The organism is Candidatus Benthicola sp. (assembly GCF_058719085.1).
Genome location: NZ_JBZQEK010000017.1, coordinates 1 through 21,558, shown reverse-complemented (window position 1 = coordinate 21,558; position 21,558 = coordinate 1). Strand labels below are relative to the sequence as shown.

General features: G+C 66.9%; 20 protein-coding genes and 1 pseudogene. 10 read left to right on the top strand and 11 right to left on the bottom strand.

Annotated elements, in window-relative coordinates:
- Window positions 1-297 precede the first annotated feature (297 nt).
- Window positions 298-471, top strand: coding sequence for a hypothetical protein (locus tag AC36XV_RS01615; RefSeq protein WP_492201931.1), 174 nt, complete (start codon window positions 298-300; stop codon window positions 469-471).
- A 39-nt stretch (window positions 472-510) separates the two neighbouring features.
- Here AC36XV_RS01615 and AC36XV_RS01610 read toward each other — a convergent pair whose 3' ends face one another.
- The gene (locus tag AC36XV_RS01610; protein ID WP_492201930.1) at window positions 511-2,229 is read right to left on the bottom strand and encodes a tetratricopeptide repeat protein; all 1,719 of its coding nucleotides are present in this window, start codon (window positions 2,227-2,229) and stop codon (window positions 511-513) included.
- A gap of 318 nt (window positions 2,230-2,547) precedes the next feature.
- Here AC36XV_RS01610 and AC36XV_RS01605 point away from each other — a divergent pair, with 318 nt between their 5' ends.
- Window positions 2,548-2,880, top strand: coding sequence for a hypothetical protein (locus AC36XV_RS01605; RefSeq protein ID WP_492201929.1), 333 nt, complete (start codon window positions 2,548-2,550; stop codon window positions 2,878-2,880).
- A 75-nt stretch (window positions 2,881-2,955) separates the two neighbouring features.
- Complete coding sequence (locus AC36XV_RS01600; protein WP_492201928.1) at window positions 2,956-3,462, top strand: hypothetical protein; 507 nt, start codon at window positions 2,956-2,958, stop codon at window positions 3,460-3,462.
- A 6-nt stretch (window positions 3,463-3,468) separates the two neighbouring features.
- Here the strand turns inward: AC36XV_RS01600 and AC36XV_RS01595 are convergent, their stop codons facing one another.
- From AC36XV_RS01595 to AC36XV_RS01580, 4 genes are read right to left on the bottom strand one after another with little or no spacing between them, the layout of a single operon-like run.
- A complete protein-coding gene (locus AC36XV_RS01595; RefSeq protein ID WP_492201927.1) occupies window positions 3,469-4,533 on the bottom strand; it encodes a mandelate racemase/muconate lactonizing enzyme family protein in 1,065 nt (354 codons plus the stop codon).
- Between the two features lie 10 nt (window positions 4,534-4,543).
- Complete coding sequence (locus tag AC36XV_RS01590; protein ID WP_492201926.1) at window positions 4,544-6,883, bottom strand: creatininase family protein; 2,340 nt, start codon at window positions 6,881-6,883, stop codon at window positions 4,544-4,546.
- Window positions 6,884-6,906: 23 nt separating this feature from the next.
- Window positions 6,907-8,004: an N-acetyltransferase DgcN family protein gene (locus tag AC36XV_RS01585; RefSeq protein WP_492201925.1), complete on the bottom strand. Its 1,098-nt coding sequence runs from the start codon at window positions 8,002-8,004 to the stop codon at window positions 6,907-6,909.
- Between the two features lie 15 nt (window positions 8,005-8,019).
- Window positions 8,020-9,105 (bottom strand): pyridoxal-phosphate dependent enzyme, encoded by a 1,086-nt coding sequence (locus AC36XV_RS01580; protein ID WP_492201924.1) that lies wholly within the window; start codon window positions 9,103-9,105, stop codon window positions 8,020-8,022.
- Between the two features lie 257 nt (window positions 9,106-9,362).
- Between AC36XV_RS01580 and AC36XV_RS01575 the strand changes: the two genes are divergently transcribed.
- Window positions 9,363-11,606, top strand: coding sequence for an APC family permease (locus tag AC36XV_RS01575; RefSeq protein WP_492201923.1), 2,244 nt, complete (start codon window positions 9,363-9,365; stop codon window positions 11,604-11,606).
- Between the two features lie 49 nt (window positions 11,607-11,655).
- Here the strand turns inward: AC36XV_RS01575 and AC36XV_RS01570 are convergent, their stop codons facing one another.
- Window positions 11,656-12,747 (bottom strand): zinc-binding dehydrogenase, encoded by a 1,092-nt coding sequence (locus AC36XV_RS01570; RefSeq protein WP_492201922.1) that lies wholly within the window; start codon window positions 12,745-12,747, stop codon window positions 11,656-11,658.
- A gap of 140 nt (window positions 12,748-12,887) precedes the next feature.
- On the opposite strand from AC36XV_RS01570, the gene AC36XV_RS01565 reads away from it, so the two are divergent.
- The 3 genes from AC36XV_RS01565 to AC36XV_RS01555 all read left to right on the top strand — a co-directional run bounded on the left by AC36XV_RS01565 (window position 12,888) and on the right by AC36XV_RS01555 (window position 15,295).
- The gene (locus tag AC36XV_RS01565) at window positions 12,888-13,568 is read left to right on the top strand and encodes a class II aldolase/adducin family protein (RefSeq protein ID WP_492201921.1); all 681 of its coding nucleotides are present in this window, start codon (window positions 12,888-12,890) and stop codon (window positions 13,566-13,568) included.
- Complete coding sequence (locus AC36XV_RS01560; RefSeq protein ID WP_492201920.1) at window positions 13,565-14,692, top strand: glycosyltransferase; 1,128 nt, start codon at window positions 13,565-13,567, stop codon at window positions 14,690-14,692. Before AC36XV_RS01565 ends, AC36XV_RS01560 begins: the two co-directional genes overlap by 4 nt.
- A 66-nt stretch (window positions 14,693-14,758) precedes the next feature.
- Window positions 14,759-15,295, top strand: coding sequence for a DUF4136 domain-containing protein (locus AC36XV_RS01555; RefSeq protein ID WP_492201919.1), 537 nt, complete (start codon window positions 14,759-14,761; stop codon window positions 15,293-15,295).
- Between the two features lie 81 nt (window positions 15,296-15,376).
- On the opposite strand, the gene AC36XV_RS01550 is transcribed toward AC36XV_RS01555, so the two are convergent.
- From AC36XV_RS01550 to AC36XV_RS01540, 3 genes are all read right to left on the bottom strand, one after another.
- Window positions 15,377-15,655, bottom strand: coding sequence for a hypothetical protein (locus tag AC36XV_RS01550; protein ID WP_492201918.1), 279 nt, complete (start codon window positions 15,653-15,655; stop codon window positions 15,377-15,379).
- Between the two features lie 63 nt (window positions 15,656-15,718).
- Window positions 15,719-16,879, bottom strand: a complete 1,161-nt coding sequence (locus AC36XV_RS01545) for an acyl-CoA dehydrogenase family protein (RefSeq protein ID WP_492201932.1) — start codon at window positions 16,877-16,879, stop codon at window positions 15,719-15,721.
- A gap of 174 nt (window positions 16,880-17,053) precedes the next feature.
- Complete coding sequence (locus tag AC36XV_RS01540) at window positions 17,054-18,355, bottom strand: DEAD/DEAH box helicase (protein ID WP_492201917.1); 1,302 nt, start codon at window positions 18,353-18,355, stop codon at window positions 17,054-17,056.
- Between the two features lie 84 nt (window positions 18,356-18,439).
- Between AC36XV_RS01540 and AC36XV_RS01535 the strand changes: the two genes are divergently transcribed.
- Entirely contained in the window at window positions 18,440-19,117 is a 678-nt protein-coding gene (locus AC36XV_RS01535; protein WP_492201916.1) for an ABC transporter ATP-binding protein, read from the top strand.
- Between the two features lie 169 nt (window positions 19,118-19,286).
- Window positions 19,287-20,054, top strand: a complete 768-nt coding sequence (locus AC36XV_RS01530; protein WP_492201915.1) for a hypothetical protein — start codon at window positions 19,287-19,289, stop codon at window positions 20,052-20,054.
- A 49-nt stretch (window positions 20,055-20,103) separates the two neighbouring features.
- On the opposite strand, the gene udk is transcribed toward AC36XV_RS01530, so the two are convergent.
- Window positions 20,104-20,796: a uridine kinase gene (udk, locus tag AC36XV_RS01525; RefSeq protein ID WP_492201914.1), complete on the bottom strand. Its 693-nt coding sequence runs from the start codon at window positions 20,794-20,796 to the stop codon at window positions 20,104-20,106.
- A 98-nt stretch (window positions 20,797-20,894) separates the two neighbouring features.
- On the opposite strand from udk, the gene AC36XV_RS01520 reads away from it, so the two are divergent.
- Entirely contained in the window at window positions 20,895-21,317 is a 423-nt protein-coding gene (locus tag AC36XV_RS01520) for a hypothetical protein (protein ID WP_492201913.1), read from the top strand.
- Between the two features lie 54 nt (window positions 21,318-21,371).
- Here the strand turns inward: AC36XV_RS01520 and AC36XV_RS01515 are convergent.
- Window positions 21,372-21,558 (bottom strand): annotated as a pseudogene (locus tag AC36XV_RS01515) (hypothetical protein); the annotation flags it as partial.

Here is a 21,558-nt window from a genome sequence, read left to right as displayed (position 1 = left end):
GAGGCTTCGATCCGGTGAGCAGCTGCCACCCAAAAGTACAACAAAACACTCGGAGCAGGGTCCTTTCCCGGGCGCATAAGGACGCACCCCTTTCTTCCGCGAGTGGCGCGGTGGGAAGGGGTGTTGTCGTTCCGGTCCGATGTGCCGACCGATACTCGCTTCAGGAAGAGGCGCCTTCGGGAGCGATGCGGTACCCGCGGGGAATCTACCCTTCCGTGCTACTGCAGAAACGGACGCGCCGGGCTATGATGCGACCGAGCCCCGACGTCCAACCCTGCCCGCTGGGGAGCCTTCAAGATGGAAGAGAAGCTGCCGGAAACCCGCATGACGACGGATGACGCGATGGAGCCGTACCGTCACCCGATCCAGGGACTGTCGGATGTGGTGTCCGGCCTTCTGCTCCTCGGCTTTGCCGCCTATTGCCTCTGGCTCGTCTTCGGCAGTATCGCTCACGCGATTTTCGGAAACTAGGTACCTGACCACGCGAACTCCGAAGGAACCGCCGGGTCTTCAGACCCTTCCCCAGCTTCGGTCCACGCTCTTCAGCAGATCACGGTAGCGCGGAGTGCCGCGAAGGGGTCCCAGAATCTCGGGATAGTTGTAGCGAAGCGCCTCCGTCTCGAACTGGTCCCAGGAGCGTACCCGTTCGAAGGCGTCGAAAGCCTCTGATTCGCGCCCGAGGGCCGCGAGCGCGAGACCCGAAAAGAACGGGTACTCCTGGGCGTTGACTCTTTCGGCGAAGGTCTCCGCCGCGCCCTGGTCGCCCACCCGTGCCGCCGTCGCTGCCATGGCGCCGTAGACCTGCGACGAGCTCGGTTCCAGCCCTCCCGGGGGCAACGTATCGAGGGCGCACCGATAGGCCTTCAGGGCCTCGCGGTATCGCCCAATATGGTGGAGGGACGTTCCTTCCTGGAAATGAGCGATGGCCTGTCCGGGCTGTAGCTCCCGTCCGCGACGCGCCTCCCTCAAAGCCTCTTCATACCGGGCGTTGGCCAGGTAGACCTGTGAAAGGAATACGCGGGCCGGGGGCTGAAGAGGGTCGAGTTCGGCGGCTCGCTCGGCGGGCTCGATCGCTACCTCCGGTTCCCCGATGAGGAGGTATACCCAGGCCAGCCAGATGTGCGCATAGGCGTAACTCGGTCGCAGCTCGATCGCCTTTCGCAGCTCCCGCAGCGCCCCGGCACCGTCGCGTAGTTTGCGCGACGACAGGATGATCGCCATGGAGACGTGCGTCTCAGCGAGGTAAGGATCGAGGTCCATGGCCCGGCGGACCGCCTCTTCGGGGCTGGGCGCTCCTTCGACGGGCGGATAGTTGTACCAGCGGACCAGGGAGACGGCGTCGGCCAACCGGGCCCACGCCGGTGCGTACTCGGGATCCAGTTGCACGGCCCGCATCAGCAGGGTGATCCCTTCCCGCATGGTCTGCTTCGACCAGGTCTCGAGCAGAACCTGTCCGCGAGCGAATGCTCGATAGGCCTCGATACTCCGGGTCGGTCGAGAGACCGTCCGCTCCTCCTCTTCGGGCGTGACTCGCGTCTGAAGCGCCGCCAGTATCCGTCGAGCGATTTCCCGCTGTACATCGAACAGGTCCTCGGTGGTGAACGCCAGGGGAAAACGGTCGGCCCAGAGCTGACGACCGGTTTGCAGGTCGGTCACTCGCACGTTCAATCGGCCCCGACGGCCCGAACTCTGCAACCTTCCTTCCACGACCGTGCCGACACCGAGATCCTCGCAAAGTGCGCTCAAAGTACGGTCGTCCGCAGCGAAGCGTTGCACCGATGAGCGCGAAATCACCGTGAGCCCCGAGACCCGGGAGAGCTCGGTCAGGATGTCGTCGTGCAATCCGATGACGAACGGTTCCGCTTCGACGGCATCTCCGAGGTTTTCGAACGGCAATACGGCCACGTGCCTGCGAGTCGCCGCCCGCCCGGAGGCGCTTGCAGTGTCGGATCCGACCGCCTCGACCTCCGAGCTCGGCTCCGTGGCGATCACGCCCCGGGAGGTCACGTCGTACCTCCATGCCAGACCGATGGCCATGGGAAGTCCGATGATGGCCCCGACCAGGTAGGCCTTCACGCTCCAGACGGGGAGCGGCGTGACCGGGACCAGAATGTCGAGGAATTCCAGTCCGCCCGTGGCCAAAACGACGTAGATCGCCGTCCCTCTGTAGACCTTCCGCCTTGACAGGTCCTTCAGGAACGATACGAAACGCTGCACCGGGGGCGTCATGACCGATCGGCCCAAATGGCGTAGAAGAACAGAACGGGCATTCGGCGGAATGACCTGAACGTCTGTCCTTTCGCCGGCAAACGACGGCGGTCACCCGGGGCCCATGCACTCATATCCTCAAGAGGGGCCATGATGTCGACTGTCGCAAGAACACACGAGAAGTCGATATTTCTGCCAGACGCCCGACGAGTCCAGATATCGGTTGAAGCACTCGTGATGGAGCCTGTCCGACAGCACTTTGGAGCGTCAAACGCTCAAGGCTATCTTGTGAGGCGTGCGCGGAGTCGCGCGACCGGAGTGTTCTGAAAGGACGGAGCGATGGGTCTGGAGGAAGTCCTGTTCGGGATCGGTGGATGGATCGTCGCCACCCTGCTCGTCTTCATCCACCTGAGGCGAGAGAGACGTTCTCGCGAAAGGCAGGAGAAGCTCAAGCGCCACATCGTTGGGCTCATCCGGGCGATCGAGAAGCAGAGGGAGCCGCTGAATCGGCTCGTAGCCATGGGCACGGTGGGCAGCGAGATGCGTGACGAGGCCGTGACCGCGTTGCGAGTGGCGAACAGCGCGGCCGAGGAGGTCATCCGCGTCGATCCGAGTCTGCGGCCCGAGGGCTTCCGCTCGTCCGCGACGGCCGCGCCGCCCGAGGACGACTGACGCCAGAAGTCGGGCTCCCCGCTGTAGGCCTGTCCGATAGCTGTTGTTGAACGGCATTCGTGATTGAGAGGAACGATGTACGCCTGGGAAAGAGACGCGCTCGACATAGGCACGCTGGGCGAGATCCAGAGGTCGATCCCCACTCGCATGCGCATCGAGACCGGGGGCATGGAGCGGGCCGCGTGGTGGCTCTCCACGCTGTTCGGACCGGACTTCTGGACCCACTGGCGCGTGGGGCTCCTGCGTCCGACCCTCGTGGGCGTGACGGATCTGCCCGTGGCCCCGCCCGAGCCGCTCCTCCTGACCTTGCCGAAGCACCTGTCGCAGCGCTTCTCACAGATCGTCGAGCCGATGGACTATATCGCCGTGTGCCCGGCGATCGTGGAGGAGAAGGCGCTCGCCTTCGGCGCGATCGGGGTCACGGAAGAGGAGGCCAAGACGGGTCAAATCGAACCGAGCGCCCGCTGGGTCCTGGTGGCGCCCACGGATCTAGCCGACCGGCTCAAGGTCGTGGACGGTGCCACCCTGAACGTGCGGCTGCTTCCCGCGACCTATCGTGCGCGGGCGCCCCACAAGCGCTAGGCCCGCCTACAGCTCTCCCGTGAACCCCAGCCCGGGCGCGTCCCGCGGATACAGCGTTCCGTCCTTCAGGACGACCGCCCCCGAAGCGGGATCGCCCACCAGGTCCAGGTGACCGTCGAGGTCCGCGTACGCGACGTTGGGCCGGGCGAGCGCGAAATGGAGTCCGGCGGCGATCGCGAGGGCCGACTCGTCCATGCAGCCGACCATCACCTCGAGACGAGCGGCCCGCGCGACCGCGTTGATCGCGAGGGCCTCAGCGATGCCACCGACCTTCATCAGCTTGACGTTCACCATGTCCGCCAGATCCCGACGAGCGATCCGAAACGCGTCACGAAGCGTCAGCAGGCTCTCGTCCGCCATCACCGGCAGGTGCACGGCTTCCGTGACGCGACCCAGCAGGTCGGGCTCTCCCTTCGGCGTCGGCTGCTCCAGGACCTCCAGCTTCGCTCCACGGGTGGCCTCCACGAAACGCAACGAGTCCTCGACCGTGTAGCCCTGGTTGGCGTCGAATCGGATCTGGATCGCCGGGCCTGCGACCTCGCGTACGGCCAGCACCCGGCGCACATCCAGGTCGGGGTCCTTCCCACCCTTGATCTTCAGGCACCGAAAGCCGGCCTCCATGAAGCCCCGCGCCCGTGAGACGGTTTCGTCCACGGGTGAAATACCGATGGTGACGCTCGTGCGCATCCGGTCCCGGTAGCCCCCGAGAAGCTTCCAGAGCGGGAGTCCGGCAACCTTGCCGAGGATGTCGTGAAGCGCCATGTCGACCGCGGCCCTCGCCGAGGGCTGTTCCGCCGACGGAGCACGAAGCTCCTCCAGCAGCTTCGCGATGCGGAGCGGGTCCGAGCCCCGGAGTACCGGTTCCGCGAACTCCCTCACGAAGTCGAGGACCGATGATGTGTCCTCTCCGGTCACTTCGAGGTCCGGCGCGGCGCACCCGTACCCGACGATCGAGTCGGTGGTGATCCGGAGGAACACGTTGGGCGCCGACGTGATCGTCTCGTAGGCGATCTCGTACGGCTCGGACAGGGCGAGCTCCACGGGCCACGCTTCGACGCTCCGGATGCGCACGGGGATTGCCTCAGCTCCTTCGCTCGTGAATCTCGGCCAGCGACAGGGGCTTCAGGGTCTCCACGAAGTCGGTCAGGTGCCCGATCATCGCCTCCCACATGGCGCGTCCCTTCTCCGCCGTGGCCTTGGTGGGGTCGCCCAGCACCCCCGACTCCGAGATCCGCGAGGTGTGCGCGTACCACTCCACCCCGTATTCCGACGAGAAATCCAGGTATCGGCTCGAGAACCGAGGAACGAACTTCCGGAGCCGCGTGACATCCACCAGCTCTGGCCGGGTGGCGAGGCTGGTGCTCGTCTCGATCTCCCCCGCGTGCACGTCGGAGGAGGTCTCGGCGAGTCGTGCCACGTCGGCATCGCTCGTCTCCCCCGTATCGACGCAGGTGAAGATGTGGGCGTCCCGGTTGATCATCTGGGCCGCGTACTGGAGGGTCGGCATGTTCCCACCGTGCCCGTTCACGATGATCAGCTTGCTGATGCCGTTCCGCGCGGCGCTCATGCCGATCTCGTAGACCAGGCGTGCCAGGGTGTCCGGGCCGACCGACAGTGTGCCCGGAAAGTCCTGGTGGTGGTACGATACGCCGTACGGAATCAGGGGCAGAACGAGCGGCCTTGGCTCAGCGCACCGACGCGCGACCTCCCGGCACATGTACTCGGCGTCCCACGCATCCGTGTCGAGGGGAAGGTGGGGACCGTGCTGCTCGATGGCGCCGACGGGAAGCAACGCGATGTCGACCTCGGCCAATCGCCGCTCGGCTTCCGGCCAGGTCAGCTCGGCCAGCAGGTAGTCCCTGGCCGCCGTGGAGCGTCGGACGCCCTCTTCGTCCGGAGTCCTGGATGGCGCCTCGAACCGGTACGGTCGCGCCAGGCCCGGGTCGTTGATCAGGTCGAACGGTTCCCAGGCGCGTCCCGATCGCCGAACCGCACCATCCGCGTGCCCCAGCAGGATCCCGTACAGCGGCCTTCGCATCGTCGCGGGGATGGCCTGAATCGGGGAACGTCGATCCTCGAAGCGGAGGGCGAGTACTTCCGGATTGGGTCCGGCCCCGGGTGCCCTGGGAACGCGCGAGGCGAGCTCGGGCGGCAATCGCTTCTGACGTGAGAGCATCCAGAGCAGCTGCTTCTCGCCGGCGGACTCCTGGTGAAGCCCTCGCTCGACCGCGGCCTCGAGGCACGCCTCGATCTGCTCGGCGCCGTACCCACACTTCGTCGGGTCGCCGCCGATGGCGGTCAGCATCGCGACCACCCGGCGGCACTTCTCGCAACGGCCACAGGGAACGGTGCGCTCGCCCTTCACCGAGGCGGCGTGACACGACACCTGGTGCTTCTGGAGCTCCGGGTAGCGCTCGACCAGGATCTTCTCCACCAGGAGCTCCGAGAGAGGTCGCAGCAGCGAGAACTGGGCGATGTCCCATCCCTTGCGCCGGTAGAACAACGACAGGGCGTTGTCGAAGTACCGGCTCTGGTCGTACAGCCCGTCGTAGTGAGGAATCCCCTGGTGCGATGCGGAACGGGTCGTGTCGTGCTCGTCCCCGATGATGAGCCGGCTGATGCCTCGCTTCCGCATGACCGGGAGCGCGCCGAACAGGAAGACGGCCACGGTCCACAGGCGGATGGGGTACTCGTCGGCCCGGATGCGCTGATAGTCGGGACGGACGATCGGGAGCTGCCGGAGCATCCAGTTGAACACGCGGTCGGCGGTGGTCCAGACCCGGACGGTGCGCTCGGGGTCCGTCTCGCTGAGATGTCGGAATCCGTTCAGGGCGGTGTACCAGTGGCGACCGGACTCGTTGACGAACAGCGAGTGGGTCTCGTAGCCGATCTCCCTGAGCAGCCCGTAGCTCAGCAGGCTTTCCTTCCCTCCGCTCGAGAGAACGGCCACCCGGTTTCGCGAAGTCTTCCAGCCTTCCACGGAGCCGGGCCCGGGATCGGGCGCGGCGTCCGGGAAGTCGAGCTCGGAGAGCAGGTAGCTCTCGCGCTTCTCCAGCGGCACCTTCGCCGCCGCGGTCAGCAGCGGGTTCGGCTTGAGGATCTTGTTCACGTAGATCTCTCGCGCCGTGTTGGCCGCCATCTCCGTCAGGAACGTCCGGTCGTGCTCGTCGAGCGGCCCGTGGAACACGAGCCGGCGGCAGAACAAACCGTAGTTCAGAGCCACCTGTGCCGCGATCAGGGTGGCGAGGTTCTGCGCCACCGGGTCCGCCGGATCGAACACATCCTCTTCGTACCGGTAGGCCAGCACGGTCTCATCGGTCCGATCCCCGATCGTGGTTGCATACCGTGCCTTCAGACCGCGCGACGTGACCTCGACCGGTCCCACCTCGAGGTGGTCCAGGACGAGCAGCGATTCGAGCATGGGGGATGCCTCCGGAGGATCCGTCATACGCTCCGCCTGCGAATCCTGGCCAGCACCACTTCGGCGAGCGGTCCGCCGCCCTGCAGCAGGACGTCGATCGCGGGAAGGCCGGTGCGCCGCTCGAGGTCCTCGGCCGCTGCCGCCACCTGCTCGCGGTCGAGGCTCTCGTGGTTGATCGTGATCGCGATCACCGGTCGGCCGGACACGAGCTCGATCGCCTGGATCTGTTTCTCGATCGGATCGAGCGGATATCCGGGAAAGCCATCGTACTCCACTCGCGCTGGAGCATGCTGAAGCACCACCGCGTCCGGGCGGGCGGCCGCCAGAATCTCGTATCCCCCTGGATAAGCCGGGTTCATGAGGCTTCCCTGGCCTTCGATCACGATCACGTCGGGGCGCCGCTCCTGCCATGCGAGCCACACCGCGTGCTCGATCTCGCCCGCCATGAAGTCGCTGATCAGGGAATCGAGAAGCATGGAGTAGCGCGCGCCCTGCATCCAGGCGGTTTGCCCGGTGCCGACCATCTCCGCCGAGCGGCCCAGCCGCTCGAGCGCCTCCACGAGAATCCAGGCCGTCGTACGTTTCCCGATCGCCGAATCCGTGCCGAGGATGGCGACCCGGTACGAATCGACCTCGCCGATCTTACCCGTCCACGCATGAAGCTCCGACCGGGGAGGCGTCGCACGCACGTCGCGCAGCCGAACGCCCTTCTCCACGGCCAGGCGGGACAGCGCGCGGTCTTCGTTCAGGAAGTCGTGCAGGCCCGAGTCCACGTTCAATCCCGCGTTCAACGCTTCCTCGATGGCGGAACGGATCGGGGCCGAAAGCCGTCCACCGTCCGGTGCGATGCCGATGACGAAATGCGTCGCCGGTGCCCCGGCCTCTCGGGACACTCGCAGAGCGTCGGCCAGGCTGGCCACCAGGGGGATGCCGTTCGGCGCGTCGTCCAGAACCTCGCCGGCATCACGTCCGGTGACGGATGAGTCGATCACGGCGGTCACCCGGTAGCGACGGGTACGCCGGACGAGACCGTGCGCGGTCTTTCCGTAGGTGTTCGTGAAGGCTCCGTCACAGTAGACGACGGCGTTGCCATCGATCGGGGTTTGGTTCGGTTCAGGCATCGTCTCTCCCGGGGCTCAGCGGCGACCGGTCAGAACCGCCACGTAACGGTCTCCCGGAAGCGGGGTCTGGGCGTGGTGCTGCAACAGAACCGAGAGCCCCGCGGTCGAGGCGGGAAGCACGCTCAGTCCCTCGCGCTCTCGGACTACCCGGGCCTGCCTCAACATCTCCCGGTCGCTGGCGTCCGCGGCGAACCCGGACGAGGAGCGGATCGCCTGCAGGGCCCAGTCGCCGTCGAAGGAGTGCCAGTTGATGAGCGGCTCGTTGACCTCGGTCTCCCGGACCGTCTCCGGATCCAGGTCTTCGCATTCGTCGTGTCCCTTGAGGAAGGACCGGACGATCGGGTTCTTTCCGTGCGAAGATCCACCGATGATCCGGGGGATGCGTGACGTCTTGCCGCGTCGATACAGGGTGGCGAAGCCCCGGTAGATGCCTGCCAGGGTGGTACCGTTTGACACCGGAACGGCCACCGCGGCCGGCGCGTCGCGCAGCTCGTCGTAGATCTCGTTCGCGATCTCCCCGTAGGCCACCAGTTGCAGGAGCGTGTTCGCTCCGCCGGGATTCGCATCGTACAGCTCGTCGCTCACCGCCGCGGCCTTCGAGGCGACGACGGCGGCCTCGTAGTCTCCTCGAACGCGGCGGATCTCCGCGCCCCCGGCGGCCATCTCCTCCAGCCGGCGCGTGCGGTACCCATCCGGGATGTGAATCAGGCACCGGATCCCTGCGAGGGAAGCGGCGAAGGCCACGGCGGCCCCGTAGTTCCCGCAGGTCGCCACGGCTACGGCGTCGAAACCGCGCCGCATGGCGTCGTGCACCTGGGCGAAGGCGATGCGATCCTTCTGGGTACCGGTCGGGTTTCCTCCCTCGAACTTCAGGAACAGCTGGCGGATGCCGGACTCGCGCTCGAGGTTCCGCGCCCGGTGCAGTCGGGTGTCGCCGATTTCCGACGCGATCAGATCTTCGTACGCCTCGAGCCGGCTCTCGAGATCGCTGTCCGGATCGGCCGCGATCCTCCGGCATTCCTGAAGCTCATCCGTGATCGGAAGTGGAGGCGCGACGGCGCCGTCCAGGAGGCTTGGAAACGATGGATCCTCAGACGTCATGACCACTCCGTGGACCTCGACCCGAAAACGGTGAGGCGAGCGAACGCTCGAACCCCTCGAAATCTACCGCTCGCCGAACGCGGCAGCCACGTGATCTCTCACACTCACGGTCACGGGTGAATTCGGGCGCCACTTCCTGCATGCCGGCGCAGCCCACCTTGACGGAATGCCTTGGATGCGTGCGATTGTAGCTCGGGATCCGGACCTGCTCCGCGCGTCGCGAGGGCAGCACTCGAGCACCAGGGGAGTCGCCGGCCGTGTCTTCACCGACCCAGCAACGGAGTCCATCGAAGGAGGCGCCGCGAGGCCACGGCTTCGGCACCGCGCCCGTCTTTCTGGCCAGCATCAGCACCATCCTCGGCGCGATCCTCTTCCTTCGCTTCGGATATTCCGTGGCGAACGTGGGCTTCCTCGGCACGCTTCTGATCGTCCTGCTCGGCCACGCCGTGACCATACCCACCGCCCTGGCGATCGCGGAGATCGCCACGAACCGGCGGGTCGAAGGCGGTGGCGAGTACTACATCATCTCTCGTTCCTTCGGGACGACGATCGGGGGCGCGATCGGGGTGGCGCTGTTCCTCTCCCAGGCCATCTCGGTGGCGTTCTACATCATCGCATTCGCGGAGGCGTTTCGGCCTCTGGCTCCGGCTTTCGAGAGCCTCCTGGGCATCCCCCTGGACCTTCGCATCATCTCGGTCCCGGCGCTGATGGTGTTGGTCGTGCTGATGCTCACCCGGGGCGCCGACCTCGGCGTCACCGCGCTGTGGATCGTCGTGTCCGTGCTGGGAGTGGCGCTTCTGCTCTTCTTTCTCGGCCGGCCCGTCGAGGGAACCGGTGAAATGATCCTCTCCAGCGGGTTCGCCGATGCGGACCCCCTGATCGTCGTGTTCGCCATCGTCTTCCCGGCCTTCACCGGGATGACGGCGGGGGTGGGGCTCTCGGGCGATCTCGCCAATCCGCGACGGTCGATCCCGCTCGGGATCCTCTCCGCCACGGTCGTCGGCATGATCTCGTACGTGCTCGTGGCCTGGAAGCTGGCCTCCTCGGCACCCCCGGAGCTGCTGGGGGACACCGGCCGGCTCGTCATGGCGGACATCGCGCTCTGGGGGCCGATCATCCCGATCGGGCTCGCGGCGGCGACCGTCTCCTCGGCCATCGGTTCCATTCTCGTCGCTCCCCGTACCCTGCAGGCCCTGGCCGCGGACCGGATCCTTCCCGGCCGGGGGATCGCCGAGATGCTCTCGGCGGGCGTCGGAAAGGCGAACGAGCCCCGAAACGCGACGATCGTCACGGGAGCGATCGCCCTCTTCGTGGTGCTTCTCGGCAACGTGGATTTCGTGGCCCGGATCATCTCGATGTTCTTCATGGTCACCTACGGATCGCTCTGCGCGATCAGCTTCCTGGAGCACTTCGCGGCACGGCCCTCCTACCGTCCCGCCTTCCGCACGAAGTGGCCCATCAGCCTGCTGGGCGCGGTGATGTGCCTCCTCCTGATGTTCCAGATGGATCCCGTGTACGCGGTGGCGGCGATCGTGATCATGGCTGCGCTCTACAAGACGATCGATCTCACCGGTGGCAGGGGACAGGAGGGGATCGGAACGATCTTCCAGGGGGTGATGACGCAGGCGACGCGGAACATGCAGATCCATCTGCAGAAGACCCCGCCCGCCGAGTGGCGCCCCAGCATCATCATGATCACCGGGCGGACGTTCGATCGCTCGGCGCCTCTCCAGATGCTCTCCTGGCTGTGTCACCGGTACGGGTTCGGGACCTATCTGCACTACATCCAGGGGCTGCTGAACGAGCAGACGTACCGCGAGAGCCGCAAGATCCTGCGTCGTTTGATCCGAACGGCGTCCCAGCGCCCGAGCGGAGTGTTCGTGGACACGATGGTCAGTCCGTCGATGCGCTCGGCCCTCGCGCAGACTCTGCAGGCGCCGGGAATCGCGGGGGTGGAGAACAACACGATCCTGTTCGAGTTCTCGGAGCACGACGAAGTCGAAGTGGTCGAGGAGGCCCGGGCCGGCGTCTTCCTCGCATGCAGCGCCGACATGGACGGCCTGGTGCTCCGGCACACGGACCACCACTTCGGCAATCGCGCCAACATACACGTGTGGTTGACGTGGCATGACGCCCGAAATGCCAACCTGATGATTCTGCTCTCCTACATCCTGCTCGGCCATCCGGATTGGAGTCATGCGGAGCTGAAGATCTTCGCCGCCTATCCGAGGACCCAGGTTCGCGAGCGGACGGAAGAGCTGCATACGATGATTCGCGAGGGCCGGATCCCGATTTCGCCGCGGAAGGTGCAGATCATCGGCACGGACGATCAGATCGACTTCACCAGCCTGGTGCAGGCGAAGTCCTCGGAGGCGGATCTGGTCGTCATGGGATTCACCGAGCAACGGCTGCGGCAGAAGGGGGCGGAGCTGCTGCTCCGGCACCCGTCCCTGAACGAGGTGCTGTGGGTGACGGCGCAGGAGAGAATTCCGATCGAGTAGCCGAGCCGAGCAGCCGGGTGGGGCGCGTCCCGAGCCCGCCCCGCCGGGCTCAGGGCTCGATGATGGCCTTGGTGATCCGCAAGGCTCCCACATCGGCGAGGGCCCGCTCGGCTCCGTCGAGCCCGTAACGTCCCCCGATGATGCGCGCCAGCTTCAACGTCTCGCGGTGGCGGGAAAGCATCTCGAGGGCGCGGTAGACGTGACCGACCTCCGTTCCCCACTGTCCCCGGATGTCCGCATGCCGGCGGTTGATGTCGATGTGCGGGTTGATCGTCGCCGTTCCGGTGTCCGTGTAGTGGCCCGCGATCACGTAAGTGCCCCCATCGCGGAGCAGCGCCAGCGCCTCGGGGACGGCGGCCGGGCTTCCGGACGCCTCGATCGCCACGTCCACGCCCCGGCCCCGGGTCAGGTTTCGAACGGCCGCGGCCCGCTCCGCCGGCGCGTCCTCGCTCACCGAGAGCGAGATGTCGGCGCCCAGTTGCCGGGCCAGGTCGAGCCGGGCGCCCGGGTCGCCGATGGCGATCACGAGGGACGCGCCCCCGAGGGCCGAGAGAGCGACGGCCGAGAGACCGACCGGTCCGGTGCCCTGAACGAGCACGGTCGAGCCGATCCGCATGCGGCTGCGATCGACCGCGGCGAAGCCGGTGAACCAGCCGCAGCCACCCCCGATCACGTCATCCGGCTCCAGATCTCCGGGCAGCTTGAAGATGTGAACGCCCGGCTTGAGATAGATGCGCTCCGCCCACCCGCCCAGCGGTCCCTCGTGGGCCGAGTAGGTGATGCCGTAGACGCGACGGCTTGGACACCGGTTAGGCTGCTTCGCCACGAGGCAGTACCAGCACCGGTTGCAGGTCTCGTGCACGTCGTAGAAGGTCGCCAGGTCCCCGACGTCGAGGGAGTCGCCGGCGAAATCGGTCACATCCCCACCGGTCTCTGCGACCCGGCCCACGCTGATGTGGCCGGGAACGATCGGGTACGGAACGCCCGCCAGCCGGCCGTGGCTCAGGTGCACATCGGTTCCGCACACCTCGCTGGCCACCGTCTCGAGAAGCACGCCGCCGGGCTCGATCTTCGGATCGTCGAGGTCCCAGATCTCGACCGGTTGGCGGGGGGCGACCATCACTGCGGCGCGAATCGTCATGGGTGCAGTATACGCCGGTGCTCCGCCGACCACATCCCCGGGTGTCGATCACGTGCCACCCTGGCGACGGGCGCGGTTGCGCCGGGCCGCGAGGAAGCGGATCCTGCTTCACACTCGTCGAACCCGATCCCGGACCCGACATGGGCCACGAAGGTGTCATCCAGTTCGAAGCGGACCACGAGCATCGCGCGCTGGACGCGCGGCGCTACGGAGAGCGTGTATGCGAGCTGGTGGCCTGGCGGGAGATCATGGCCCTCACCGGGCTCGTGGGTCAGGAGCCGGGCCGGTATGACGGCGCCGGATACGGCAACGTGAGTATCCGGACGGGACCCAGGGGCGCAGCCATCGGACGGCGTTCGTTCCTCATCACGGGCTCGCAGACCTCGGGGCGGCGTGCCATCGGCATCTCGGAATTCGCAGTCGTCGAGTCCTACGACTGTTCGGCGAACCGCGTGACGAGTCACGGACTCCTGCTGCCTTCCTCGGAGTCGATGACGCATGCGGCGGCGTACGATGCCAGCCCTGTCGTTCAGTGCGTGCTCCACGCGCACAGCCCGGTCCTGTGGCGACGCAGGCGCGAGCTCGGCTTGCCGGAGACGGACCCCTCGGTTCCGTACGGCACGCCGGGAATGGCGGCCGAGGTGTCCCGGCTCTACCGGGAATCCGTCTTCCCCGAGCGGCGGATTCTGGCCATGGGCGGACACGAGGACGGCATCGTGGCGATCGGCCGATGTCCGCAGGAGGCAGGCGGCACGCTCCTCCAGTGGTTGGCCAGGGCGTACGGGGCCGCCTGCGCGGCCGGAGACGGAAAGGGCCGGTGAGCTTCCCGGGCGAGCACAGGAGTGTCCTCTTCGTGGTGGATGGGCTGGCCGGCGGAGGGGCGGAGAAGAGCCTCCTCACGGTGGCTGCCGAGCTGGCCGGTCGTGGCCATCAGGTCGCCGTGGCGAGCCTCAGGGCGGAGCAGGTCTACCCGATCCCCCCGGCGGTGGAACTGGTTCCCGTGTACGATTCCCGTACCCGGGCGCTCCGCAGGATCGGCGAGATCTCCCGCCGGGCACGACAGCTGGATCGGGCGCTGGCGGGCCGGCCCGAACCGGACCTCGCCGTTTCCACTTTGCTCACGACCGATCGGATCGTGGCGGCCAGCGTGCTCTCGGACGAGGCGTGGTACCGGGTGGCCAACGCTCTCTCGGTGGAGCAGCTCGATGGGGTCGGCGCCCTCAAGCGAGCGAGAAGGCGTGCGAGACTCCGGCGCACGTACGAGAGACGGAAGGTGATCGCCATCTCGGAGGGTGTGGGGAGGGACCTGGTCAGCGACCTCGGTATCTCGGCGGCCCGGCTGGAGGTCATTCCCAATCCATTCGACGTGGAGGCCATCCGGCGCCTGGCGGACGAGCCCTGCCCGTTCACGAGGGAAGACTTCCTCGTCAGCGTGGGTCGCTTCGATCCACAGAAGCGCCACGATCGCCTGCTCGCCGCCTTTGCGCGTGCCTCGTACTCGGGAAAGCTGGTGCTCGTCGGTACCGGACCGCCGGATCGCGTTCGTGCCATCCGGCAGCAGGCGGAGGCGCTCGACATCCATGATCGAGTCGAGTTCGTCGGCTTCCAACCGAACCCGTATCCTTTCCTGAGGCACGCGCGGGCATCGATCCTGGCTTCGGATCACGAAGGCTTCGGCCGGGTCCTGGTGGAATCGCTGATCTGCGGAACCCCCGCCGTCAGCACCCGGTGTCCGCACGGGCCCGACGAGATCCTCACGGGCGGACTGGCCACCGGCCTGGCCGATCTGACGCCCGAGAGCCTGACGGAGGCACTCGACCGCGTGCTGACCGAGCCGCCGCGAATCGAGCCGCAACACTACGAGCGTTTCTCGGTCTCGCTGATCGCCGATCGATACCTGGCGTTGTGCCGGGAACCGGAGCCGGGGACGAGGCGTAGGAGGTAGCCGGACCCTCGGGCCAGCGGTAGCTTGCGCGATCGACGCGCGAACCGGACCACCAAGGAGACGGAAATGCGACACTCTGCCCTCGTTGCCGCCGGAGCGGTGCTGTTCCTGACCGGCTGCAGCGGAATTTCCACATCGACCGACTACGACCCGTCGGTCAACTTCTCGCAGTTTTCGACTTATCAGTGGCACGACACCGAGGGCGACAACGTCGACGCGATCACGAACTCGCGCATCACCTCGGCCATCGATTCCGAGCTGGCGACCAAGGGACTGAAGAAGCTCGACTCCGGTGCGGACCTGGCGGTGGGATACCAGGTGACCACGTCGGAGCGCCGATCCTACAATACCGTGAACACCGGGTGGGGCGGCGGCTACTACTGGGGTGGCTGGGGCATGGGCATGGGCACCAGCACGACCTACGAGACGACCTGGCAGGAGGGCTCGCTCGTGGTCGGGATCTTCGACACCAGCACCAAGAACCTGGTGTGGACGGGCACCGCGACGACCGACCTCGATCAGAGTCGCTCTCCGGAGGAGCGGCAGTCGATCATCAATGAGGGCGTCCAGAAAATGATGAAGGACTTCCCGCCGGGTAGCTGATTCCCGCAGCGCCACCGCGTCCCACGCGGCCCCTCTCGCGCGGATCGGGAGGGGCCGTCGTGCATCCGCATCAGCCGATCTTCAGGTGAGCTCGTCGGCGATGTCGGCGAGCGCCCACTCGATCAGGGCATCCACGTTCGCGCCATCCGCGTCGAGCGCCCCGCGGGCCCGCTCCGCCAGAAGCCCCAGGATCTGCGACAGGATCTCGGCCGCCTCGGCCATGCCGCTGCCGGGTGCCGCATGCCGGTGATGGTGCCGCCAGTTGTCGGCCACCACGAGCACCTCGGCGAGCGCCACGCGAAGTGCCTGGCGAGCCGCCGCATCCGGGCTCAGTGGTCCCTTCGTTCGATCGCCATTCATGGAGTTCAATACGAAGCCCCGCGCGCCCGGGTTGCGCGCGGGGCCGTGCGGCGTCGGCTGTGATCAGCCTCCGGAGGCGGCTTCCCGCATGAGAGCGCGGGCGATGACCAGCCGCTGGATCTGGTTGGTCCCTTCGTAGATCTGCGTGATCTTGGCGTCGCGCATGTACTTCTCGATCGGATAGTCCTTGCAGTATCCGTAGCCGCCGAACAGCTGCACGCAGTCGGTCGTCACCTTCATGGCGACATCGGTCGCCATGAGCTTACACATGGCGGAGGCCCGCGTGATGTTCTTCGCCCCGGAATCGATCACCCGGGCCGCGTGGTGAACCAGCTGGCGCGCGGCCTCGACCTGGGTGGCCATGTCGGCCAGCATCCACTGGACGCCCTGGAACGAGCTGATCGACTGACCGAACTGCTTGCGCTCGTGCGTGTACTGCAGCGCCAGATCGAGTGCCCCCTGGGCCAGGCCGACGGCCTGGGCCGCCACGCCGGGCCGGGCCCGATCGAGCGTGATCATGGCGTGCTTGAAGCCGCGCCCCTCGGATCCTCCGAGGAGGTTGTCGGCCGGGACCCGGCAGTCCTCGAGATGGATCTCCACCACCGGGACGCACCGGATGCCCATCTTGTCTTCGTGCTTACCGACCGTGTAGCCGGGGGTGTCCTCTTCGACCACGAAGGCGGAGATGCCGCGTGCGCCGCGGTCCGGCTCCGTCACCGCGAAGATCGTGTTGTAGCTCGCCACGGCGCCGCCGGTGTTCCACTTCTTGTCGCCGTTCAGGATGTACTCGTCGCCATCCCTCTCGGCCCGTGTGGTCATGGAGCCCGCGTCCGAGCCGGCCTCCTTCTCCGACAGACCGAACGCGATCAGTTTCTCTCCGGCCGCGATTCCGGGAAGCCACCGCTCTTTCTGCTCGTCGGTCCCGCCGACGAGGATGGGGAAGGACCCGAGCGCGTTCACGGCGAACCCGACGCCCATTCCCCCGCACGCGCGCGAGAACTCCTCGACGACCAGGCAGAGCTCGAGGACGCCCCCGCCCAATCCGCCGTACTCCTCGGGGATCCACACGCCGGACAACCCGGCGTCGCGGATCGCGTGCTGTACCTCCCACGGATACGTCTGCTCGACGTCGTACTTCGCGGCGACGGGACGCATGACCGTCTCGGCCAGCTCGCGAGCACGGTTCCGCAGTTCGATCTGCTCCGGCGTGTAGAGTTCCTCGATCATGGTCTCGCTCGGGTTGTTTCGGGCCGGACAAAGGCGCTCAGCGCCACGGTTGAGCGGCGCCGGAGGATGGGACCGGGCCGCTTGACTCGACGATCCTAATCTTAATGAGGCGGCGGCCCGCTCGCATTCCGGCCGTCGCCCGTGTTGGACTGTGCGGCGCGCGGCCGTCGATCAACGTCGCCGGCGTCCTCGCGTCAGCGCGGATCGCTCAGGCTGTGGCTCCTCGTCTTCCGACGGGCGTGCCACGATGTGCGCGTCGGGAGGCGCCGAGCTCGGCTCGAAGCCCGCGACGAACTCTCTCGGAATGGCCTCGCCGGTGAGATTCTCGATCTGCCTGAGGGCCTGCCAGTCGTTCGGGGCCACCAGGGTATAGGCTTCGCCGGTCGCATCGCCCCGGGCGGTGCGACCGACCCGGTGCACGTAGTCCCGCGGGTCCTCGGGCGCGTCGAAGTTGATGACGTGCTCGATACCACGAATGTCGAGCCCGCGGGCCGCGACGTTGGTGGCCACGAGGATCCTCTTCTCTCCTTCACGGAACGCCTTGAGGTTCCGGTCCCGCTCTCGTTGCTGCATGGCGCCGTGCATCCCGACCACCGGGAGACCACGGGCCGCGAGGAAGTCGGCCAGGTAGCCGGCCGTATCCCGCGTGCGCGTGAACACGAGCACCTGGCCGGTCGTCCACTGTCCGAGGATGTGGAGAAGCAGCTCGTGCTTCTTGGGCCAGTCCACCGGGTAGACGACCTGGCGGATGCCCTCGGCAGCGGATTCGAGGCCGACGCTGATGCGCTCCGGATCCCGCATCAGGTCGGTGGCGAGGCCGATAATACCCCGGGGCATGGTGGCAGAGAAAAGCAGGGTCTGCCGTTCGCGCGGGGTGGCGGCTACGATCTCCTTCACATCGTCGATGAAGCCCATGTCCAGCATGCGGTCGGCCTCATCCAGAACGAGCACTTCGACCCGGTCCAGCTTGACGACGCCCCGCTCGAGGTAATCGAGAAGCCGGCCGGGTGTGGCGATCAGGACGTCACAGCCGAATTTGATCTCCGCGATCTCGGGACCCATTCGCGTGCCACCGTGCACGACGACGGCCTCGATGGAAGAGGTGGCGCCGTAGCGACGCACCGCTTCACCGATCTGCTGCGCGAGCTCCCGGGTCGGAGTGATCACCATTCCTCGCGGGTGATCGCTCGGTTGGCCCGCGGCCAGCCGCTGAATCATCGGCAGCGTGAACGCGGCCGTCTTTCCGGTTCCGGTGTGCGCCGTTCCGAGGACGTCGGAGCCGGAGAGCGCGGCGGGAATCGCGAGGCGCTGGATTTCCGTAGGTTGATTGTAGCCCACGTTGACCAGGGCTTCGACCAGCAGCGGTGCGAGCCCGAGGGCGGCGAAGGGCGCTCCCGGATCCAAAGCCGGTGCGACGGGCGAGTCCGCCGGCGTGGCGCCGGGGTCCGTATGTTGGGTACTGATAAGCGTCACCTCTTGTCGTGAACGGGTCCAGGCGCCTGAACGGCGCCTCGCAAAGAGACACCGCCGAACCTGCAAGGGCAAGTAGATATGGCTTTGATCGACCTTCGCAACGTAGAGAAGGCCTTCGAGTACCGGGGCGGACAGACCTTCGCGCTACGCCAGATCTCGTTTCGCGTCGAGCCGGGCGAGTTCGTCACCGTGATGGGGCCGTCGGGAGCGGGCAAGAGCACTCTTCTCAACATCCTCGGCATGTTCGACGGGGAGTTCGGGGGCGAGTTCGTGTTCCGCGGCGAGGCCGTACACGCCCTGAAACCGAAGCAGCGGCAGGCGCTCGGACGCGAGAACATCGGCTTCGTGTTTCAGCAGTTTCACCTGCTCGACGATCTCACGGTCGCCGAGAACCTCGACATCCCCCTTTCCTACCGGAACGTTCCGCGTGGCGAGAGGCAGGCGATCGTGGCCGACATGCTCGACCGGTTTCAGATCGTCGCCAAGAAGGATCTCTACCCGAGCCAGCTGTCGGGCGGCCAGCAGCAGCAGGTGGCCGTGGCCCGGGCGCTGATTGCCTCTCCGACCGTGATCCTCGCGGACGAGCCAACGGGCAGCCTCCACTCCTCCCAGGCCCGGGACATCATGGAGCTCCTGACGGAGGTCAACCGGGCGGGCACGACGATCGTCCAGGTGACCCACGACGACGTCGTCGCCGGATACGGCCGTCGCATCATCGAGCTGCGGGACGGCATGCTGGTGGACGATCGTCGGACGGGCTGAGGCGCCGGAGCAACGCAATCCGGTGGGCCGGGTAGTATGTTCAGACGGATCGGGGATCGTGGGCGGCGGGTCTTCCGTGGGCGGAGAGGGATGTGGGCGGCGGCGTGCGCGGGCAGCGGCGACCGACGGTGCCCCGAATCCTGGGACTCATACGTACCGGAGGTCATCCATGTGCCGCAGGATTCTTACGCTGACGATCGTCGCGCTGGCGATCGCCCCCCCCGTTCAGGCCCAGCAGCCGTTCTCGACCCGTCTGCCTTCCAGCTCCGATACGACCGGGCAGCGCGACGGCGAGCAGGAGTCGCCCGCAGAGATGGAGCGCGCCGAGAACATGCGTCTCGCTCTGGATGAGTTCCTCGTTCTGGTGCCGTTTCGAGCCGAGAAGGAGATCCTCGCAGACATCGAGACGAGCAAGGATGCGGAGGAGAGGGCGAAGTCGGAGAAACGGGAAGCCGAGAGACTGGAACGGCTCGCGCGCGACCAGCTCGAAGCCCAGAAGAGGGAGATCGACGCGATCAAGGCCAGGATCAAGGTGGCGAAGAGCGACGGTCGCGATGCGGATGTGACGATCCTGGAGACCGACAAGAAGCTCGCCGAGGGAGCGAAAGAGCTGCTCGAGAAGAGGCGGGACCTGCGGCGGCGGGAGATCGAGGGCTGGGAGTCGGCTTTCCGACTCGCCGAGGAGACCCGTCGGGCGGCCGAGCTCGAGCTCGAGCTGGCGAGCGCGCGTCAGGAACTGCGATCCCGGGGCGGCGGGGCGAGTGTGGAGCAGCTGCGCCGCCTCGAGCGGAGGGTGAACGAGCTGGAGAAGAGAACCCTCGAGGCCCAGAAGACGCGAGCCGACTGGCGAGGTCGCGTGGCGGACACGGAGGAGGATGTGGTGAGCAGCCGCCTTCAGCTCCTCAAAACGAGGGCGAAGATCGACGCGGGTGGCTGAGCCGGGCTCCCACCTTGGCCGAGCGACCCGAGATCTTTCGAAAGGACGCTCAGCTGCCGCGGGCGACCAGATATCGAAGGCGGGCCACCAGCATCCCGATGGCGACTTCGTTCTTCCCGCCCTCCGGGACGATGATGTGCGCGTGTCTGCGGCTCGGCTCCACGAATTCCAGATGCATCGGTCGCACGGTGAGCTTGTACTGACGAACCACGGACTCCACGGTTCGACCGCGCTTCTTCGTGTCGCGGCCCAGCCGGCGAATGAACCGGATATCCGCGTCCGTGTCCACGAAGACCCGGATGTCCATGAGCTCCCGCAGCTCGGCTTCGGCGAGGACCAGTATCCCATCGATGATGATGAGAGGGCGCGGCTCGACTCTGCGCGTCTGAGCCAGCCGTCGGTGCGTCGTGAAGTCGTACTCGGGCACCTCGACCGCCTCCCCGACGAGAAGCCGTCGCACGTGTTCCGCCATGAGCGACGTCTCGAGGCTGTCGGGGTGGTCGTAGTTGATGGCGGCCCTCTGCTCCAGCGTGAGACCCGGATCGTCCCGGTAGTAGGAGTCGTGATGCAGCAGGCTGGCCGACATGGGATCGAGACCTTCCAGAATCCTCCGGACGACCGTGGTCTTGCCGGACCCGCTTCCACCGGCGACGCCGAGCACGACGGGGCGGGGTCGGCCGCTGACCGACGATGGGGTCTTCCGAGCCGTTTCCGAACCGACGTCAGTCGGCTGTCCGGTCATGGCCGCAACCTCCGGGACGATGAGAGAAATGGAAGGATAATGCCTTCGTGTCCGTCTTGCGAAGGAAGACGGCGCAGCCAGGGGAGGGACGGGCCGGGGTGAGCGGAAGGGAACCGAAACCTGCGCGCGCCGGACCCCGCGCGGCCGCCGCGGTGGGCTCGGCGCTCAGCGCCTGGGTGGCGGTGGACGCCCTGCTCGCCAGCGGTATGTGGTGGGGCGGCGCGACGGACCCGGCGTTCTTCTGGTCGTGGGGAGCGCCGTTCGCGGTGGCCTCCGGATACCTCGGGTGGCTCGCCGTGTCGGGCCATCGCCCCGAGTCGCGCAGGAGAGCCCGACTCGGGTGCCTCGGGGCCGCAGTCGCGGGCGGCGCGGCCTTCCTCTCTCTCTTCCTCGCCCGGTCGTTCAGCGATTCCCCGATCCTCAACGGAATCGTCGAGGGACTGCGCTGGTCACCGGCCGTCGCAGCGGCCGGCTTGATCGTTGCGATGCTTCTCGATGCACGGAGAGGTCGGCGCTCCTGAAAGCACCGACCTCCCGATCTCCGATTCGTCCGATCCGCGCCGCTCTCGACCCCGCTACTCGACGATCTGTACCGACCGGACCAGGGGCCCGATCGATGGCCCGCCACCTCCGGGCAGGCCCTGGAACGAAGCGATGTGAGCGTAGGTGCTCTGCTGTCCGGGCGGTCCCGGCGGGCCGGGGACGATGAAGACGCCCATGAAGTCCGCGATCTGGAAGTTCGATTCCGGCCCCTGCTTCGTG

What these genes read in the sequence shown, in the direction of transcription:
- AC36XV_RS01555 (WP_492201919.1), top strand. Translation starts at nt 14,759, where the DNA reads ATGCGACACTCTGCCCTCGTTGCCGCCGGAGCGGTGCTGTTCCTGACC.
- AC36XV_RS01580 (WP_492201924.1), bottom strand. Translation starts at nt 9,105, where the DNA reads ATGACGTCTGAGGATCCATCGTTTCCAAGCCTCCTGGACGGCGCCGTC.
- AC36XV_RS01530 (WP_492201915.1), top strand. Translation starts at nt 19,287, where the DNA reads ATGTGCCGCAGGATTCTTACGCTGACGATCGTCGCGCTGGCGATCGCC.
- AC36XV_RS01550 (WP_492201918.1), bottom strand. Translation starts at nt 15,655, where the DNA reads ATGAATGGCGATCGAACGAAGGGACCACTGAGCCCGGATGCGGCGGCT.
- AC36XV_RS01610 (WP_492201930.1), bottom strand. Translation starts at nt 2,229, where the DNA reads ATGACGCCCCCGGTGCAGCGTTTCGTATCGTTCCTGAAGGACCTGTCA.
- udk (WP_492201914.1), bottom strand. Translation starts at nt 20,796, where the DNA reads ATGACCGGACAGCCGACTGACGTCGGTTCGGAAACGGCTCGGAAGACC.
- AC36XV_RS01585 (WP_492201925.1), bottom strand. Translation starts at nt 8,004, where the DNA reads ATGCCTGAACCGAACCAAACCCCGATCGATGGCAACGCCGTCGTCTAC.
- AC36XV_RS01570 (WP_492201922.1), bottom strand. Translation starts at nt 12,747, where the DNA reads ATGACGATTCGCGCCGCAGTGATGGTCGCCCCCCGCCAACCGGTCGAG.
- AC36XV_RS01615 (WP_492201931.1), top strand. Translation starts at nt 298, where the DNA reads ATGGAAGAGAAGCTGCCGGAAACCCGCATGACGACGGATGACGCGATG.
- AC36XV_RS01590 (WP_492201926.1), bottom strand. Translation starts at nt 6,883, where the DNA reads ATGCTCGAATCGCTGCTCGTCCTGGACCACCTCGAGGTGGGACCGGTC.
- AC36XV_RS01565 (WP_492201921.1), top strand. Translation starts at nt 12,888, where the DNA reads ATGGGCCACGAAGGTGTCATCCAGTTCGAAGCGGACCACGAGCATCGC.
- AC36XV_RS01600 (WP_492201928.1), top strand. Translation starts at nt 2,956, where the DNA reads ATGTACGCCTGGGAAAGAGACGCGCTCGACATAGGCACGCTGGGCGAG.
- AC36XV_RS01605 (WP_492201929.1), top strand. Translation starts at nt 2,548, where the DNA reads ATGGGTCTGGAGGAAGTCCTGTTCGGGATCGGTGGATGGATCGTCGCC.